Genomic DNA, 15,726 nt, shown 5'->3' on the forward strand with positions numbered 1-15,726 from the left:
GATAAAGTGTACACCAAGAGTTTATGACAGCCATAGCATAATCGAGCTATGGTCATCTCAACGGAACCAGCCTGGGATGATGCCGTAGATCAGTTCGTCAAAGACTACGAGAATGCCATTGTGTACGCCGATATCGATCAGGAGACAGTCCTGCACGAGGGTGCGGTTCGGGTCCTCGCAAACGGCTGGGTCGAACTACCCACCGGACGACTTCTCTCACCCGACGCCGTCCACCACATCGATACGCAGATGGCTGGCAAAACAGGCAGTTGATGCAGCGGCGAGATGCACCCAAACGGCTCGAATCGCGAGTGACACACCCGGCAAGCGGTCGCTGTCCAGAAGACAGTTAGAGTAGACGCGTTACTGCCACTCTAGTCGGCAGTCGTCGTTGCAAAAGTGGGCAGTTTCGACACTGCCGTCCTCGATCCATGTAATGACTCGGTGGGTCACTTCGTTAGCGATAGCGTCACCGCAGGTAGCACACTCCGGTGCCTCGTCCTCGTCGATATCTTCGTGGTGATCCGATGTCGGGTCGACCATCTTAGTTGGGAATGTCTTTCACGACACTTAATCCCACATACTTGCACTGAACGTCACGAACATACACGAATGACGAATCAGAAACAAAAGGACACCTGCGTGGAGTCATCGTACACAGATGCTCGCTGCGAGGTCCTCGCTATCGGTCCCGAGTGACGGATTCGCCGGGTGTCGTCGTCGCGCCCGATGAGAGGACAACGCCGGCGTTCAGACTGGTGTTGATGGCCGTCTTTGCGCCGTCGCCCGCGACGACACCGAACTTCCGCCGGCCCGTCGAGACGCGGTCGCCTTTCACCGTCATTCGGACCGGGTCGCCGTCGTGGCGAAGGTTCGCCACCTGCGTTCCAGCGCCGAAGTTGACATCGCGACCGATGACGCTGTCACCCACGTAGGAGACGTGGGGAACGTTCGAATCAGCCATCAAAACCGTGTTCTTGAGTTCGACCCCGTGGCCGACGTGGGTATCTTCACCCAGAAGGGTCGCCCCACGAATGTAGGCGTTCGGCCCGATGTGAGCGCCAGAGCGGACCAGCGCTGGCCCCTCGATGACGACGCCGGGTTCGATGACTGCACCCGCCTCGACGACGACTTCGCCGCGCAGGTCCGCATCGCCCCGCACCTCCCCGTCGAGTCGCCGGTCCAGTTGTCCCAGTTTCCACTCGTTGGCCTCCAGTAGCTCCCAGGGACGGCCCACATCCAGCCAGCGGTCGACCGCAACGGCGGTGACTGTCGACTCCTCGATGACTTTCGCAAGGACATCCGTGATTTCGCGCTCCCCGCGGTCGCTGAGGGGCACGTCCAGCCAGTCCCGTGCCTCGGCCGGGAAGACGTACGCGCCTGCGTTCGCCAGGTCCGTTGGCGGGTCGTCCGGTTTCTCGACGATGCCGGTGATGGTGTCGCCCTCAGTTGATAGGACGCCGTAGCTTGTCGGGTCGTCAACGCGGTAGGCGGCGACCGACGGCGCGGCGTCAAAGAGGCCGCTGAGACTCTCGGCGTCGTAGAGATTGTCGCCGTTGAGGACTGCGAAGGGACCCTCAAGATGGTCCTTTGCGGCGGCCACCGCATCGGCGGTCCCCAGTTGTTCCTCCTGGACGGCAAAGCTGACCGGGACGCCGCCGTACTCATCGCCGAAGTACGAGCGGACTGCCTCGGCCTCATAGCCAACGACGAAGATGAGTTCGTCGGCCCCCGCCTGAATCGCGGTGTCTGCGGTGTGTGCCACCAGCGGCCGGTCAGCGACCGGAAGCATCGGCTTCGGTGTGTGGTCCGTCAACGGCCGCATACGCGTCCCCTGCCCCGCCGCGAGTACGACAGCTTGCATGGTCTGCCCGTCGCCCGGCCCCGAAAAATACCTACCGCTGTTGACTCGTTCGAGAAGCGGGAGACATAGAAGTCACAGTAGTGTACTCGTGAGGGGGCCCTACACCTATTCTACGGCCTCGAACGTCCACTCCGCTCCGAAAGGTGTCGTCCGGTAGTCCCACCGTCTGTCCGAATCCGGCTCCGTCACCAGTTCGATGGTTCTAGTTTCTCCAGCGGGAATCCGCTGTGTGAAGGGGCCATCGGCGTCAATGTACCACGTATCGGCGGAATAGCTGGCAAATAAGCCTGACTCTTCGGGTGTTTTGAACTCGAAGATAGATTTGAACATTCCGGCGCTGTCACCCACATTTTCGACCTCCATCGCAACTGTTGCTTCATCGCCTGTAACATCCTCCGGTGGCACATCGATATTCGCCAGTTCGAACTCGGGGAAGCCACCGGGAGACTGTAGCGGGATTTCGATATCAGCGACCGCACTCCCCTCAGCGAGGTTTATGCCGAATGTGAGGTCGTCAATCTGAGCCTTCGGGACAGCGTAAATCAGGTGGCCGCTGTAGGTCTGTCCCGGGTTGATGTTCTCCCCGACTGCATTCGTTCCGTCACGACCTGCGGCCGACTCGCTCACGAAGCTCGATTCGGGAACAACAAAGTCGTCTTTTGACACTGTCTTTGCCTCACCCGTTCCATTCTCGAACGTAACGCTCAGAATCAGCAGGATATTATCTGAGACCGTTTCGCGGATAGCATGTGCAGTGTTGTCGCCTATGGTCCGTTCGCCAGGAGACAACTCGTAGGCTATCATCTGTTCATAGGTCATATCGGACACTGTGGCCTGAACCCCACTCGCAAGCTCAATGGTTTCCCCAGTGCTCCCCTGCTTCGGGAGGACCGACACGGTTGACGTGACTGTATCGTCGACAGCGTAGAAGTCCGAAGACGTTTCAAACGCCCATGCACCGGCGTAGTTGGCGTCAACACGATAGCTATGCGAGACTTCTTCGCCGGATTTCAGGCCATCAGCGTTGACGGTAACTGTCTGTGGCTCAGTGGCACCCGATTCTGAATGGACGAACTCGATGGTCGCATCCCCGGAGATCAGCTCGCCACCGACGTTGACAGCAGTCACGTCACCCTTGATGGTGTCACCGAACGCGACCTCTTTTGGCCCACTCACTGAGAGCAATTTCAGTCGCGCCGGTGCTTCCTGGTCTACTTCATACGTGGGTTCGGGCGTTGATGTTGACTCGTTTCCGTCTCCCCCGTCGCTACCACTGCATCCGGCAAGGCTGAGTGCAGCCATGCTGCTTCCAATCGTACCGATGTATGTTCGTCGGTCCATGTACTACTGGGTTTATATACACATACAAATATGTTTTCTTTTAGTTATTTATCTGTTAAATATGAGTATATAACAGCTTATCATCTAAAATAAAATCTTGTAGATTTATTTGAGCCAATCGACTGTCAGGATAGCGGCTACCACTGGTTTGCCTACCGTCAGCGTCTCCGACGGGCACGACAAGAGGGTCCGGCCAACGTCCTGAGACAGCGACGGACCAGCGGCGAGTGACAAGCGTCCCGGCCCGCCGGAAGGTGACGCAGTTCGGTGGATATACCAGACGAACGGCCCACTGGCGGGGCAGTGGGGTCATTGCGGGACGAATCGGCCGATCGTGCGGGATGGGATAGTGTGCGTTTCTGGTGGCGAGACGACGGTCCATGCCGTTGACCGAATTGTCGGAGAGCGTGTCTAGAGCTACTCGTTCGAACGGTCGCTACGGGAGATTCAGACGACAGCTGACACAGTTGTCTGCTGGACCCGGAGCGATGACGCGACCGGTGTGCACGCGCTTTCTTTCGGCGGCGACCCGATATGGAGCGGCATCAGTCGGGGAACAACGACCCCCCTAACGGTCACAGATTCCAGGACGTATCTCGGGACACAGACCAGGTACACCGTGCAACTCGGAGGCTGAAAGCGCGAGTGCGCACCAAACCTGTTCAGCGGGGTGCTGCACCGAACGGCTGATGCAGCAGTTGCTTGCGAACTTGTTTGCGACAGTAATGTGCTCGGTCAGGGATTTGAACCCTGGTCCTCGGCTCGAAAGGCCAAGATGATTGGCCGGACTACACCAACCGAGCGTACTCAAACGTTCCGGGTGGACCAATTTAACCCCATCGAAATCAACGCTACCTGAGGATGCGTACCACAGGCGTGTGGCTAGCGTAAGCAGACCATCCCCGAGACGTCTCCAGCAAAAAGATGGGACGTATTTGCTCGGCGGGCGACTGTCCGCTATTACTTCCCTTCGAAGTCCGGCTCTCCGTCGCCCATGAACGCGTTGATGCCCTCCATCACGTCGTCGGTCCCGATGAGGTGGCCGAAGGCCTGTGATTCGACTTCGAGGCCAGCGTCGATGTCGTCGCGGCCGGCGAGCATGGCGCGCTTGGTGAGTTTCTGTGCGACTGGCGGACCGGCGGCCATGTCTTTGGCCAGTTCCAGCGCTCGCTCGTGGAGGGCGTCGTTGTCGACAACCTCGTTGATGAAGCCGTATTCGGCCATCTCCTCGGCGTCGTAGCGGTCGCCGGTGAAGATAATCTCCTTGGCGCGGCCTTCGCCGACGATGCGAGCGAGGCGTTGCGTGCCGCCCCAGCCCGGCAGTAGGCCGAGGTTGTGTTCTGGCTGGCCCAGTTCGGAGCGTTCCGAGGCCACGCGGAGGTCGGCACAGGTCGCCAGTTCCATCCCGCCGCCCAGCGCGTAGCCGTCGATTCCGGCGACGACTGGCATCGAGCATTCCTCAAGCTTGCCGAAGGTTTGCTGGCCCTTGCGGGAGAGTTCAATAGCGTCCAGCGGCGTCGCGTTCGAGGCCATCGCCTGCACGTCGGCCCCGGCGGAGAACGCCTTGTCGCCGGCTCCGGTCAGCAGGATGGCACGCACCTCGTCGTCATTTTCGAGCAGGTCGACGGCGTCGGCAAGGTCGTCCATCAGGTCCGGGCTGACGGTGTTCATCCGGTGTGGACGGTCGAGTTCGATGTGACCGACCATGTCACCGGGATATTCGACGGTGACGTTGTCGAACTCCGCCGGCGCATCGTCGTCGCTGCCGTAGAAGCCGCCCGACTCGGCAGCCTCTCGGAGGCCGTCAGCGACGGCATAGCGCTCCGCGCCGGTCTCCTCGTGGGTTTCCTCGAGTGTGTCGATAAGCGTCTCCAGACCGGTCTTGTCGGCGATTTTTGCGGGACCGTCCGGGAAGCCGCCGCCGAGCTGGACAGCCTGGTCAATGTCTGCAACGGGAGCGACGTCGTTCTCGACGAGTTTCCCGACCTCGTTTGCCATCACGGCGACGAGGCGGTGCTCGACATCTTCGCGGCCGGCATCCGTCGGAATGTCGACGCCGCCGTTCTCATAGTCGTAGAAGCCCTTCCCGGTCTTCTTCCCGAGTTCCTCGTTCTCGACCTTCTCTTCGAGCAGCGGACACGGGGCGTACGGCTCGCCGAGGACCTCGTGCATGTACTCAAGCACGTGCAGCCCCACGTCGTTGCCGACCTGGTCCGAGAGTTCGAACGACCCCATCGGCAGGCCCATGTCGAACTTCGTCGTCGAGTCGACCTCGGCGATGGTCGCCGCGTCGTCGTGGACGAGCCACGCGGCCTCGTTCATCAGCGGGACGAGGATGCGGTTGACGATGAATCCCGGCGAGTCCTTGCGGACGCGGACCGGTGTTTTGCCGAAGTCTTCGGCAAGCGCCTCGATGGCTTCCAGCGTGTCGTCGCCCGAGTGTGCGCCGGAGATGACCTCGACCAGTTGCATCCGCACCGGCGGATTGAAGAAGTGCATCCCACAGAACTGCTCGGGCCGCTCGGTCACTTCCGACAACTCCGTGATGGAGAGGCTGGATGTATTGGTGGCGAAGATGGCGTCTTCGGGCGCGTGTTCTTCGACCTCTGTGTACACGTCCTTCTTGATCTCCATTTTCTCCGGCACGGCTTCGATGACCACGTCGACGTCGCTGACTGCTTCCTCGACATCGACCAGCGGCGTGATGCGGTCAAGCGCCGCATCGGCTTCCTCCTGGGTGAGCTGGTCTCTCTCGGCCAGCTTGTTCAGCGACCACTCGATGTTGCCGTAGCCGTCCTCGACGAACTCGTCTTTGATGTCTCGCATCCGCACGTCGTAGCCTGCGAGCGCGGCCACTTCGGTGATTCCATGGCCCATATTCCCGGCACCGAGCACGGCGATAGTGTCAATATCCTCGAAATCCATGACATATCGTTCCACTGCCGGCCGAGGCTTCAACGTTTCTCTCATTAGAAAACCACTCTCCAGTTTATTTCGGATTACAAACCATTAATGCATATCACGTCAACACACCACATATGGACTTCGGACTGACAGAAGAGCAGCGACAGATACAGGACGAGATAGCCCGGTTCGCGGAAAATGAAATCAAACCCGTCGCGACCGAGTACGACACTGAAGAGAAGTTCCCCCGAGAAATCGTCGAAAAAGCCGCTGAGATGGGGTTAACCGGGGCGAACATCCCGATGGAGTATGGTGGCGCAGGCTACGATATGCTGACGAACGCCATCATCGCCGAGGAACTGTTCGCGGCCGATCCCGGTATCGGTCTGAGCATCCAGTCGGCCGCGTTCGGTGCTGACGCCCTCATCGGGTTTGGCTCAGAGGCCCAGAAGGAGGAGTACTTGGAGCCCGTTGCCACGGGCGACGCCATCATGGGCGCGGCCATCTCCGAACCCGACACCGGCTCGGACGTGTCGTCGGTGTCGACGCAGGCGCGAAAGGACGGCGACGAGTGGGTCATCAACGGCAACAAGATGTGGATCACTAACGGCTCGGTCGGCGACTACTTCGTCGTGCTCTGTGAGACTGACCCGGACGCGGAGGGGCGGTACAACGGCTTCTCGCAGATTCTCATTGAGTCCGACCGCGACGGGTTCGAAGCCGAGAAGATTACGGGGAAACTGGGTATCCGTGCGTCGGATACCGCAGAACTCATTCTCAACGATGTGCGCGTCCCCGAAGACAACCTTGTGGGAACGCGTGGGGCCGGCTTCCTCCAGATAATGCAGTTCTTCGACGAGACCCGGACCGGCGTGGCCGCACAGGGCGTCGGTATCGCTCGCGGGGCCGCCGAGCGCGCGCTGGAGTACGCCCAAGACCGCGAGCAGTTCGGCCAGTCCATCTCAGAGTTCCAGGCCACCCAGCACAAACTCGCCGAGATGTTCACCGAAATCGAGGCGGCACGCCAGCTAACTCACAAGTCCGCCTGGAGCGTCGACAACGACGCCGACAAGCTCACCCAGCTGGCCTCAATGGCCAAAGAAAAGGCCTCCCGCGTCGCCGTCGAAACAGCCGACGAGGCCGTCCAGATCCACGGCGGCGCTGGCTACGTCAACGACTTCGACGTCGAGCGGTTCTACCGCGACGCCAAGATCACTCAGATCTACGAGGGGACGACCGAGATCCAGAAGAACATCATCGCCCGAGAACTGCTCGGGAAGGGCATGACGTAAACTACCCCACCCTACTTCGCTCGGTCTGACGACCTCGCTTCGTTGAGGGTGGGGCTTTCGCGTGGACTCCCGCTCTGGCCGGAATCTCCGGCAGGAGTCTCATACTCTCCGTTCGCGTTCAATGTCCCGCGATTCAAGCGCACGCCTACGGGTGCGCCTCCACCGTCCCCAGTTTGGTTACGACGGAGATACCGCAAACCGATGTTTTTTGCCGCATTGTAGTCGGCGTGGTTCTCGTAGCCGCATTTCAGGCACACGAACGCCTCGCTGTCGCGGTTGTCCGGGTGGGTGAACCCGCAGTGTGAGCAACGACGTGACGTGTTTTCCTGGTCTACCACTGCCACATCAATGCCGTGCAACTCGGATTTGTATTTCACGTACTCGTACAACCGCTCGAACGCCCACTTGTGGCCCCACGACGCTTCGGGGAGTCGGTCACGGATGCCGCTCAACTCCTCGAAGGCGATGATCGTACACCCGTTCTCGGCGGCTTCTTCGATGATACCGTTGGCAATCCGGTGGAGCATCAGTTTGAACCGGCCCGTTTCCTTCCCTCCGACCGACTGGATATTCTCGTGAGCGGCCCGCGTGCCACACTGCTGGAGCGAGCCACGCCGCTCCTCGTACTCGCGCCTCCAGTGGTCGAACTCGTGGCCGCTCCAGAACGTCCCTGTCGAAGTAACAGCGAGTTGGTTCACGCCGAGGTCAACGCCGAGGACTGTCCTGTGCCCGGTCGTCGCCTGTTTCGGCGTGTCAGACTCCACCTCCGCGCTTGTACGGAGATGAAGGAACCACTGGCCGTCTCTGTGGTGCAGTTCTGCGCCCGTCACTTGGTAGTCGTCGCTGTCGAGATACCGACTGTGTGGTGTGTCGCGGTCGGCGGCGGGAAGGAGGTACTCGACTTCGATACGGCCCTCAACGGTCGCCAGCGACACGTACTCGTCGTGGAATGTCGCGCACCGTTTGTCGTACACCACGGTCGGACTCGTGAAGTGCGGTTTTCCCGCGTACTCGCCCTGCTTCCAGCGGGCGACGGCGCTCTGTACGGCGTCGGCGGCCTTGTTGCGAGCGTTCTGGACGAGATTCGCGTGCAATCGTGTTTGCTCACGCACGTCGTCGTAGGTTTCTGCCTGCAACTGGGCCTTGCTCGTCGTTTTGTATTCGCCCTGCCATGCGTGGTCTACGACGTAGTTGGCGGCCCACAGAAATTCATCGACGGTTTCGCGGAGAAGTGCGGCGTCGTTGCTGTCCACGTCGAGTTTGACTGAAACAGTGCGCCGCACTTCCATGGCTCAGACGTGTGCTCGGTGTTTTATCAGCGTTGGGGAGAACAGACGGCAACAGTCCGTGGTCTGTGTCCGGGTTGTTGGCTTCCTCTCCGGCCTACTCGTTCGCTTCGCTCACTCCTTGAGGCCGGAGGCTCCGCCTCGAAACTGCATGATTTTTGCCTCGGTCACCGCTTAGTGGCCTGTGGACCTCCCGCTGCTTTCTTTAATTGCTGGTCGAATCACTGCCTTTTAGAGCGTGTCATAGAATCCATCTCATAGCATCTCACAGCCCGGCTCGTTTCCTCGCTCGTAGTTGGTGATTGCAACGACGAGCCGTAGGCAGAGCGCAACGAACACTTCTGTTCGAGCGTGGACGCGGCCTCGGGCGCGGACGTGCCCGAGGCCGCAGTCCTTGACGGCATCGTTAGTTCGTTCGACTCCTATCCGGTGGTTGTACGTCTCGTCCAAGATGGACTGTTTGAGCAGAACTTCCTCACTGTGTTCGGTGATACGATCTTCGACCCTATACTCGATATCGAGCGGATCGTCGGTATTTCGCGGGTTGTACGGGGCAATTGGCACGACCCCTGCGGCCAGCAGGTGGTCGTGCCAATCGAGGATATCGTATGCGCTGTCTCCAAGCATCCAGATGGGTGTATCGACGGCGAGCGCGTCACACGTGACGCGCATCGCCGTCTCTTGATCCGCTTGTTTGCTCTGTGTGAACTCCGCTGCTATCGGAATCTTTGGACCGGTCGAGACGATCGTACAGCCGAAGCCGTAGTAGTGTTCCTCAGCTGTTGGGTCGTAGTTCCACGAGGCGGCGTCGTTGTACTGGACCGCTTCGATGTGGGTTGAGTCGATGGAGTACGTCGAGTCGAGCAGGCCCCGGCAGGCGGCCTGCTCGACGAGTCTCTTGAAGACATCATCGATGACGTGTTCGAGATCGGTAAGAAACCGGTCAACTGTGTCTCTGGATGGTGGTTTGTCGAGTCCGCAGTAGTACCAGACGAGGCTGTGCTGGAGTTCTCGTGTGACTGGACGTGTGCCGTATACATCCTTGTAGTAGCAGTGTAGAAAGCCGCGAAAGAGGTCTGGTGGCTCATGGACTCGTGTTCGCCCCCGCCCCGAGGGGGCGAACACGTCGTACTCCAGCAGAAACTCGAACTCAAGATGCTCGAACAGCGGTACTGTCTCGGTAGCCGCCGCATTCAAGAAGTCGTTAACCGAACCTACGTCCTGCAGGGTCGCGGTTGTGTTGGACACACTTTCCGCACCCTGCTGCTTTGCATGTGGCGCTTTCTATGACACGCTCTTTTAAGCTATCGAGCGTCGTAGTTGTGGTAATCATGGGCGACCGAACTTCACGCCACGTTGCTCGCCCGCTTCGAACCACAGGCAGTCACCGCTTCTCCCGTCGCTGTTGTCGATTCTAATGTCCAGTGCTTCGGCCCGGCCAGCCGTCCCGTCTACAGACGACACCACCCACACTACACACCATGTTTGACCGACTGAAAGCGGATATTCGTACAGCACTCACAAAGGACCCGGCGGCGACCAGCGCGATGGAGGTCGCGCTCACGTACCCCGGCCTGCACGCGATCTGGGCCTATCGTGTCGCCCACTGGCTCTGGGCGAACGACCGAACGTTGCTCGCCAGACTCATCTCCCACGTCGCGCGGTTCCTGACCGGCGTCGAGATCCACCCCGCCGCGGAGATCGGCGAGCGCGTGTTCATCGACCACGGGATGGGCATCGTCATCGGGGAGACGGCCGAAATCGGCGACGACGTGCTCCTGTACCACGGTGTCACCCTCGGCGGCACGTCCATGCGCCGCGAAAAGCGCCACCCGACGGTCAAGGACGGCGCGACCATCGGCGCTGATGCCTCGATAATGGGACCGATCACCGTTGGAGAGAACGCGTCCGTCGGCGCTGGCGCAGTCGTCGTCGATGACGTGACCCCGGAAACGACAGTCGTGGGCAACCCGGCGGAGCCTGTCGGCGCTGCCGGTGTCGCCTCACCAAATCCGGACCCTATCATCGCTGACGGCTAACGGCGACAGATACGTTCTTTTCCGTCGAGTCAGTATCACAGAGCCATGAGTGACTCGCCACATGAGGTGTTACGCGCAGACCCCGATATCGGGCCGCTGGTCGAGACACACGGCGAACTCACGCTCGACCCGGCGTCGGACCTTTTCGAGCGGCTCGTCGTCTCGATTCTCCGCCAGCAGGTGTCGATGGCGTCGGCCGCCGCGACACGGGAGCGACTGTTCGACGCCGTCACCGTGACACCGGCGGGCATCAAAGACGCTGACAACGACCACCTCCGGGACGCCGGGCTCTCGCGGCAGAAAACCCGCTACGTCAACGAGGTCGCCGATGCGTTTCTGGAACACGGCTACTCGCTGGAAACGTTCGAGGACGCCGCCGACGAGGAGATCCACGAGGAACTGACCGCCATTACGGGGGTCGGCGACTGGACCGCAAATATGCAACTCCTGTTCGCGTTCGGCCGAAAAGATGTGTTCCCGGTCGGCGACCTCGGCATCCGCAAGGGGTTCGAGGCCGTCGTCGGTGACGGGTACAGCCGCGCGGAGATGCGCGAGTACGCCGAGCGGTGGTCGCCGTATCGGAGCTACGCGAGCCTGTATCTGTGGCGGGCCAGCGAGGATATCGCCGAAAGCGTCGCAGAAGTGCGCGAGGACTGAGACGGCTCGAAAGCTGGTACGAACGCGTCGCTACTCTTCGCTCTGCTCTTCTTCCTCTGTTTCCACGTCTGACTCGTCGTCCGCACGGCGGGTCACGTCGACCTGATAGTGCTTGAGGATGTCCCGACCCAGCAACAGCGGGTAGTCCATGTGCCCGCGGTCTTCGACGCTGGCGGTGACGGTGTGCTGGGTCCCGCCGACGCCGACGACGAGGTCGACGACCGGGCGCGAACGACCGGACTTGAGGCTCCCTGATTTGATCTTCACGATGTCGAGAATCGGCCCCGTTCCGATTTCCGCGGCGAGCTTGGCGTCGATACTGGTTCTGGTCGCGCCAGTGTCGGATTTCGCGAGGACGGACTTTGTCCCCTGCGTCCCGGTGACGACAACCTCCTCGATGTAGCCGACGACGACGTTCTCCTGTGCTTTCGGCTGTGGCTTCTTCGGCGTACACGCAGGCTTGGAGTCGTCAAGCCGGTCGGAGAGTCGCTCGACAGTTTCATGATCGACACTCCCGCCGGCCCGCTCGATGGCGAGCTGAGCGATGTACGGGGCAGGGCTGACGCCGCTGGCCTTGAACAGGCCACGGAACCCGGCAGTGGGGTTCACTTCGAGCACGTAGTAGCCGTCATCGCTCTGGACGATGTCGACGCCGGCGTAATCCAGCCCGATGGCGTCGACCGAATCGAGCGCGATTTCCCTGACTCGCTCGGGGAGTTCACCCGTCATGTCCTCGACCTCGCCGCCGAGCGCGACGTTCGTCCGCCACTCGCCCTCGGGCGCATAGCGGTTCATCGCCCCGACGATCTGGTCGCCGACGACGTACACGCGAAGGTCGTGGTGGCGCTGCTCGTCGTGTTCCATGTACTCCTGTAAGAACGCGTAGCGGCCACCGACCTGTGCGTTGACCTGGTTTTCCAGATCGACCATCCACGTCCCGCCGCCGTGGGTGCCGATGGCCGTCTTGTACACCGCACGATCACCGAAGCGGTCCCGTTCCTCGTTCAGCAGGTCACTCGATAGCGCGAGCAGGGCGTCCGGGACCGGAACGCCGGCATCGGCCAGCGCGGCAGCGCTTGCGAACTTGTGGAGGGCCGTCGTCGCCGCCATCGGCTCGTTCAACGTCGGTGCGAGCCGGCTGATAGTCATCCCGAGGCCGATCCCTTCCGCGGGGTGTTCGTCGCTGGAGAGCAGCAGCCGATTTGCGACCACATCAACGGCGGGCTCGAGCGTCATTTCGCCGTCGGTAACGCTGATCGCGGTGTTTTCGGCGCGAAGCCACTCCGTGTCGTAGCCCATCTCATCGACTGCGTTCAGGATGGCCTTCGACTCCTTGCTGGAGTGGAGGCTGAGAACGCCAACGGTAATATCCTGGTCGCTCATGCTGTCGCCTTCTGTCGGCCGCAGTATAGATGTACGGATATGTAATGCGGGACGACTCTACCGGGGGACCGCCTTGCCGGAGGGGTTTTAGCCGCCGCCTCTCGTTGTGATGGCATGGACGAGGCCGAGCCGTTCACCTACGACGGGGGAATCGTTGCGCCGGGCGAAACCCGCAACATTCGCTACACGGTCAGCGAGACGTATCTGGGGGATGCCGTCCGGATGCCGGTTACCATCGTCAACGGGAAGCGGCCCGGTCCGACCGTGTTTCTCACTGCAGCGGCACACGGTGACGAACTCAACGGCATCGAGGTCGTTCGAGAGGTCGCCCACGAATGGAACCACGACGGGCTGGCGGGGACGCTGATCTGTCTGCCAGTGCTGAACGTCCCTGCATTTCTGGCACAGGAGCGGTACCTGCCGATCTACGACCGCGACCTGAACCGCTCGTTCCCCGGCGACCCCGAGTCGACGAGCGCGAAACGGATGGCCCACGAGATTTTCCGGAACTTTCTGGCTCCCTGTGACGTGGGCCTCGACTTCCACACGTCAACGCGTGGGCGGACGAATATGCTCCACGTCCGGGCGGACATGGACGACCCGAAGGTTGCGCGGGTCGCAAACGCCTTCTCGTCGAACGTCATCATCTCCTCGGAAGGCCCGTCAGGGTCGCTCCGGCGGGAGCTGAGCGATTCGGGCGTCCCGACGATCACGATAGAGATGGGCGAAGCCCATCGGTTCCAGCGACCGCTCATCGACTCAGCGCTGGAGAGTGTGCGGTCGGTGCTTGCGGAGTTTGGTCTCCGGGACTCCGACACCGTCCGGTGGCCGGGCTGGCGGACAGTCATCGACGACAGCGGCGAGAAAACCTGGATCCGTGCGGACTCGGGCGGACTGGTGGATATGCACTACGACCGCGGTGACCTGGTGTACGAAGACGACGTGATCTGTACGATCGCCAATCCGTTCAAAACGGAGAATACACTGATGCGTGCGCCGTTTACCGGCCTGCTGGTCGGCATCCTTGAGAACCCACTGGTGTATCCCGGCAACCCTCTCTGTCATCTGGTCCGACTTGATGACCGGACACAGCGAGCTATCGAGTGGAACCGCCGGGCTGACGACGACGATTGGTAACTGCAGAGTAGTCAATTGACGAACGTCTTCGGACGAGATTCCGGCGATACGCATCCATTGTAGAAACTACTATCTGTCCCCGGACTAACCCCCCAGTGTATGAGTCAGTCTTACAATCGCGGCACCGTCGAGGACTTCGGACGGTGGCGGGAGTTCACGGCCGGGATGTGGGCCTGGATCTTCCACAAGTTCACCGGCTGGGTTCTCGTGGGCTACCTGTTCACCCACATCGCGGTGCTGAGCACTTCGGTCGGCGTCGATCCGGCGAGCGCGCAGGCAGGCAGTGACCTCTATACCAGCACGCTCAGCGGCCTCGAATCGCTGCTGATCGTCCGGTTCCTTGAAGTCGGCCTGCTGGCCGTCGCCGTCTTCCACATCCTCAACGGGATTCGACTGCTGATGGTTGATCTCGGCGTGGGGCTGGAATCGCAGGACAAGAGCTTCTACGCGTCGCTCCTGCTGACCGGCGCAATCGTCATCGCAAGCGTGCCGACGTTCCTCGGGGGGAAACTAGCCTGATGGCACAGCACTACTCCTCCTTTGACCGCGGCGGGCGTCGCTGGCTGTTCCAGCGCCTGACAGCGGTGTTCCTCATCGGCGTGCTCGCGTTCCACTTCATGCTGTTGCACTTCGTGAACCACGCTTCGGATATCACGTTCCTTGGCACGCAGGCTCGGATGAGCCAGGTCAGCTACTTTGCGACGATGTGGCTGTTCCTCGTGACCGCGACGTTCCACGGCGTCAACGGCGTGTACAACGCGCTGGTCAATCAGGGACTCACCGGTTCCCAGAAAAACGCAGTCAAATACATGCTCGGCATCGCTGGCCTTCTGCTCGTCGTGCAGGGGACCCGCGTGTCGCTGGCCATGACGACCCTCGTCTGAACTATGAGTACGCAAATCGAACAACAGGAAACCGAGACAGAGGCCGACGAGGAAACAGAGCCCGAGGTCGAATCCCCGGGCGACCGTCGGCGTGCACAGCGAGACGAACGACAGGCACAGGAGCAGGCCCAGCGAGAAGTCGAAGAGGAGACGCTCGACGACGAAGACACGATCACGCTGAAAGTGTTCCGCTACGACCCCGAAGTCGAGGGGAAGCAGGAACCACGCTTCGACGACTTCCGCGTTCCGTTCCACAAGGGCATGACCATCCTCGATGCCCTCATCTACGCACGGGACCACTACGACTCCTCGCTGACTTTCCGACACTCCTGCCGACAGGCCGTCTGTGGGTCAGACGCCCTGTTCGTCAACGGACGACAGCGCCTCGGCTGCAAGACGCAGATCTCCGAGCTTGAGGACCCGGTCCGCATCGAGCCGCTGCCCCATCAGGAGGTCGTGAAGGACCTCGTCGTCGATATGGAACACTTCTACGACCAGATGGAGGCCGTCGAACCGTACTTCGATGCCGACGAGACCCCGGACGACAAGCTCGAAGAGCAGCGCCAGACCCGGGAGAACCGCGAGAAGGTCAAGATGTCCACGCGGTGTATCTGGTGTGGCGCGTGTATGTCCTCGTGTAACATCGCCGCCGGCGACAACGAGTACCTCGGCCCCGCCGCTATCAACAAGGCGTACCGCTTCGCGATGGACGAGCGCGAGGGCGAGAACCGCAAGCAGGAACGCCTCCGTATCATCGAGCAGGAACACGGCGTCTGGCGCTGCCAGACCCAGTTCTCCTGTACCGAAGTGTGTCCAAAGGATATCCCGCTGACCGAGCACATCCAAGAACTCAAGCGGGAAGCGGTCAAGAACAACCTGAAGTTCTGGTGAATTCAGGGTAGCATTCCTTCTGCAGAAAGCCGCTAGTTGTCAGGTACG

General features: G+C 60.9%; 15 protein-coding genes and 1 tRNA gene. 8 read left to right on the forward strand and 8 right to left on the reverse strand.

The genetic code is table 11. The annotated features are described in order from the left end of the window. The first annotated feature begins 48 nt into the window (after positions 1-48). Positions 49-273, forward strand: coding sequence for a hypothetical protein (locus BDK61_RS10145; RefSeq protein WP_007190171.1), 225 nt, complete (start codon positions 49-51; stop codon positions 271-273). A 90-nt stretch (positions 274-363) separates the two neighbouring features. On the opposite strand, the gene BDK61_RS10150 is transcribed toward BDK61_RS10145, so the two are convergent. The 5 genes from BDK61_RS10150 to BDK61_RS10170 all read right to left on the reverse strand — a co-directional run bounded on the left by BDK61_RS10150 (position 364) and on the right by BDK61_RS10170 (position 6,130). After that, positions 364-543: a DUF7576 family protein gene (locus BDK61_RS10150; protein WP_121303164.1), complete on the reverse strand. Its 180-nt coding sequence runs from the start codon at positions 541-543 to the stop codon at positions 364-366. Between the two features lie 139 nt (positions 544-682). After that, positions 683-1,864 carry a bifunctional sugar-1-phosphate nucleotidylyltransferase/acetyltransferase gene (gene glmU / locus BDK61_RS10155; protein ID WP_121303165.1) on the reverse strand — a complete coding sequence of 394 codons (1,182 nt, stop codon included), beginning with the start codon at positions 1,862-1,864 and terminating at the stop codon, positions 683-685. 105 nt (positions 1,865-1,969) lie between these two features. Continuing rightward, positions 1,970-3,205, reverse strand: a complete 1,236-nt coding sequence (locus tag BDK61_RS10160) for a DUF4352 domain-containing protein (RefSeq protein ID WP_121303166.1) — start codon at positions 3,203-3,205, stop codon at positions 1,970-1,972. A 728-nt stretch (positions 3,206-3,933) separates the two neighbouring features. After that, positions 3,934-4,008 (reverse strand) — tRNA-Glu (locus BDK61_RS10165). 157 nt (positions 4,009-4,165) lie between these two features. Next, positions 4,166-6,130 (reverse strand): 3-hydroxyacyl-CoA dehydrogenase/enoyl-CoA hydratase family protein, encoded by a 1,965-nt coding sequence (locus BDK61_RS10170; protein WP_121303167.1) that lies wholly within the window; start codon positions 6,128-6,130, stop codon positions 4,166-4,168. A 113-nt stretch (positions 6,131-6,243) separates the two neighbouring features. Between BDK61_RS10170 and BDK61_RS10175 the strand changes: the two genes are divergently transcribed. After that, on the forward strand, positions 6,244-7,401 hold the full coding sequence (locus BDK61_RS10175) for an acyl-CoA dehydrogenase family protein (RefSeq protein WP_121303168.1): 1,158 nt from the start codon (positions 6,244-6,246) through the stop codon (positions 7,399-7,401). 11 nt (positions 7,402-7,412) lie between these two features. Here the strand turns inward: BDK61_RS10175 and BDK61_RS10180 are convergent, their stop codons facing one another. Together BDK61_RS10180 and BDK61_RS10185 are read right to left on the reverse strand one after the other, a co-directional pair. After that, the gene (locus BDK61_RS10180; RefSeq protein WP_121303169.1) at positions 7,413-8,690 is read right to left on the reverse strand and encodes an RNA-guided endonuclease InsQ/TnpB family protein; all 1,278 of its coding nucleotides are present in this window, start codon (positions 8,688-8,690) and stop codon (positions 7,413-7,415) included. Positions 8,691-8,942: 252 nt separating this feature from the next. Further along, positions 8,943-9,935, reverse strand: a complete 993-nt coding sequence (locus BDK61_RS10185; RefSeq protein WP_121302489.1) for a transposase — start codon at positions 9,933-9,935, stop codon at positions 8,943-8,945. A 233-nt stretch (positions 9,936-10,168) separates the two neighbouring features. On the opposite strand from BDK61_RS10185, the gene cysE reads away from it, so the two are divergent. Together cysE and BDK61_RS10195 are read left to right on the forward strand one after the other, a co-directional pair. Further along, on the forward strand, positions 10,169-10,726 hold the full coding sequence (gene cysE, locus BDK61_RS10190) for a serine O-acetyltransferase (protein ID WP_121303170.1): 558 nt from the start codon (positions 10,169-10,171) through the stop codon (positions 10,724-10,726). 45 nt (positions 10,727-10,771) lie between these two features. Then, on the forward strand, positions 10,772-11,383 hold the full coding sequence (locus BDK61_RS10195) for a DNA-3-methyladenine glycosylase family protein (protein WP_121303171.1): 612 nt from the start codon (positions 10,772-10,774) through the stop codon (positions 11,381-11,383). 30 nt (positions 11,384-11,413) lie between these two features. On the opposite strand, the gene BDK61_RS10200 is transcribed toward BDK61_RS10195, so the two are convergent. Further along, positions 11,414-12,766, reverse strand: coding sequence for a RimK family alpha-L-glutamate ligase (locus BDK61_RS10200; RefSeq protein WP_121303172.1), 1,353 nt, complete (start codon positions 12,764-12,766; stop codon positions 11,414-11,416). A gap of 114 nt (positions 12,767-12,880) precedes the next feature. Here BDK61_RS10200 and BDK61_RS10205 point away from each other — a divergent pair, with 114 nt between their 5' ends. The 4 genes from BDK61_RS10205 to BDK61_RS10220 all read left to right on the forward strand — a co-directional run bounded on the left by BDK61_RS10205 (position 12,881) and on the right by BDK61_RS10220 (position 15,678). Continuing rightward, on the forward strand, positions 12,881-13,903 hold the full coding sequence (locus tag BDK61_RS10205) for a succinylglutamate desuccinylase/aspartoacylase family protein (protein WP_007190161.1): 1,023 nt from the start codon (positions 12,881-12,883) through the stop codon (positions 13,901-13,903). Between the two features lie 99 nt (positions 13,904-14,002). Beyond that, on the forward strand, positions 14,003-14,422 hold the full coding sequence (sdhC, locus tag BDK61_RS10210) for a succinate dehydrogenase, cytochrome b556 subunit (RefSeq protein WP_004592522.1): 420 nt from the start codon (positions 14,003-14,005) through the stop codon (positions 14,420-14,422). Then, entirely contained in the window at positions 14,422-14,787 is a 366-nt protein-coding gene (locus tag BDK61_RS10215; RefSeq protein ID WP_004592521.1) for a succinate dehydrogenase hydrophobic membrane anchor subunit, read from the forward strand. Before sdhC ends, BDK61_RS10215 begins: the two co-directional genes overlap by 1 nt. A gap of 3 nt (positions 14,788-14,790) precedes the next feature. Beyond that, complete coding sequence (locus BDK61_RS10220; protein WP_004961005.1) at positions 14,791-15,678, forward strand: succinate dehydrogenase/fumarate reductase iron-sulfur subunit; 888 nt, start codon at positions 14,791-14,793, stop codon at positions 15,676-15,678. The last annotated feature ends 48 nt before the right edge of the window (positions 15,679-15,726 follow it).

Source organism: Haloarcula quadrata (genome assembly GCF_003634715.1).
Taxonomy (GTDB): domain Archaea; phylum Halobacteriota; class Halobacteria; order Halobacteriales; family Haloarculaceae; genus Haloarcula; species Haloarcula marismortui.

Excerpts from the sequence above, each read along its gene's own strand:
- BDK61_RS10215 (WP_004592521.1), top strand. The coding sequence starts at position 14,422 with ATGGCACAGCACTACTCCTCCTTTGACCGCGGCGGGCGTCGCTGGCTG.
- BDK61_RS10220 (WP_004961005.1), top strand. The coding sequence starts at position 14,791 with ATGAGTACGCAAATCGAACAACAGGAAACCGAGACAGAGGCCGACGAG.
- BDK61_RS10180 (WP_121303169.1), bottom strand. The coding sequence starts at position 8,690 with ATGGAAGTGCGGCGCACTGTTTCAGTCAAACTCGACGTGGACAGCAAC.
- cysE (WP_121303170.1), top strand. The coding sequence starts at position 10,169 with ATGTTTGACCGACTGAAAGCGGATATTCGTACAGCACTCACAAAGGAC.
- glmU (WP_121303165.1), bottom strand. The coding sequence starts at position 1,864 with ATGCAAGCTGTCGTACTCGCGGCGGGGCAGGGGACGCGTATGCGGCCG.
- BDK61_RS10170 (WP_121303167.1), bottom strand. The coding sequence starts at position 6,130 with ATGGATTTCGAGGATATTGACACTATCGCCGTGCTCGGTGCCGGGAAT.
- BDK61_RS10200 (WP_121303172.1), bottom strand. The coding sequence starts at position 12,766 with ATGAGCGACCAGGATATTACCGTTGGCGTTCTCAGCCTCCACTCCAGC.
- BDK61_RS10195 (WP_121303171.1), top strand. The coding sequence starts at position 10,772 with ATGAGTGACTCGCCACATGAGGTGTTACGCGCAGACCCCGATATCGGG.
- sdhC (WP_004592522.1), top strand. The coding sequence starts at position 14,003 with ATGAGTCAGTCTTACAATCGCGGCACCGTCGAGGACTTCGGACGGTGG.
- BDK61_RS10175 (WP_121303168.1), top strand. The coding sequence starts at position 6,244 with ATGGACTTCGGACTGACAGAAGAGCAGCGACAGATACAGGACGAGATA.
- BDK61_RS10150 (WP_121303164.1), bottom strand. The coding sequence starts at position 543 with ATGGTCGACCCGACATCGGATCACCACGAAGATATCGACGAGGACGAG.
- BDK61_RS10145 (WP_007190171.1), top strand. The coding sequence starts at position 49 with ATGGTCATCTCAACGGAACCAGCCTGGGATGATGCCGTAGATCAGTTC.
- BDK61_RS10160 (WP_121303166.1), bottom strand. The coding sequence starts at position 3,205 with ATGGACCGACGAACATACATCGGTACGATTGGAAGCAGCATGGCTGCA.
- BDK61_RS10205 (WP_007190161.1), top strand. The coding sequence starts at position 12,881 with ATGGACGAGGCCGAGCCGTTCACCTACGACGGGGGAATCGTTGCGCCG.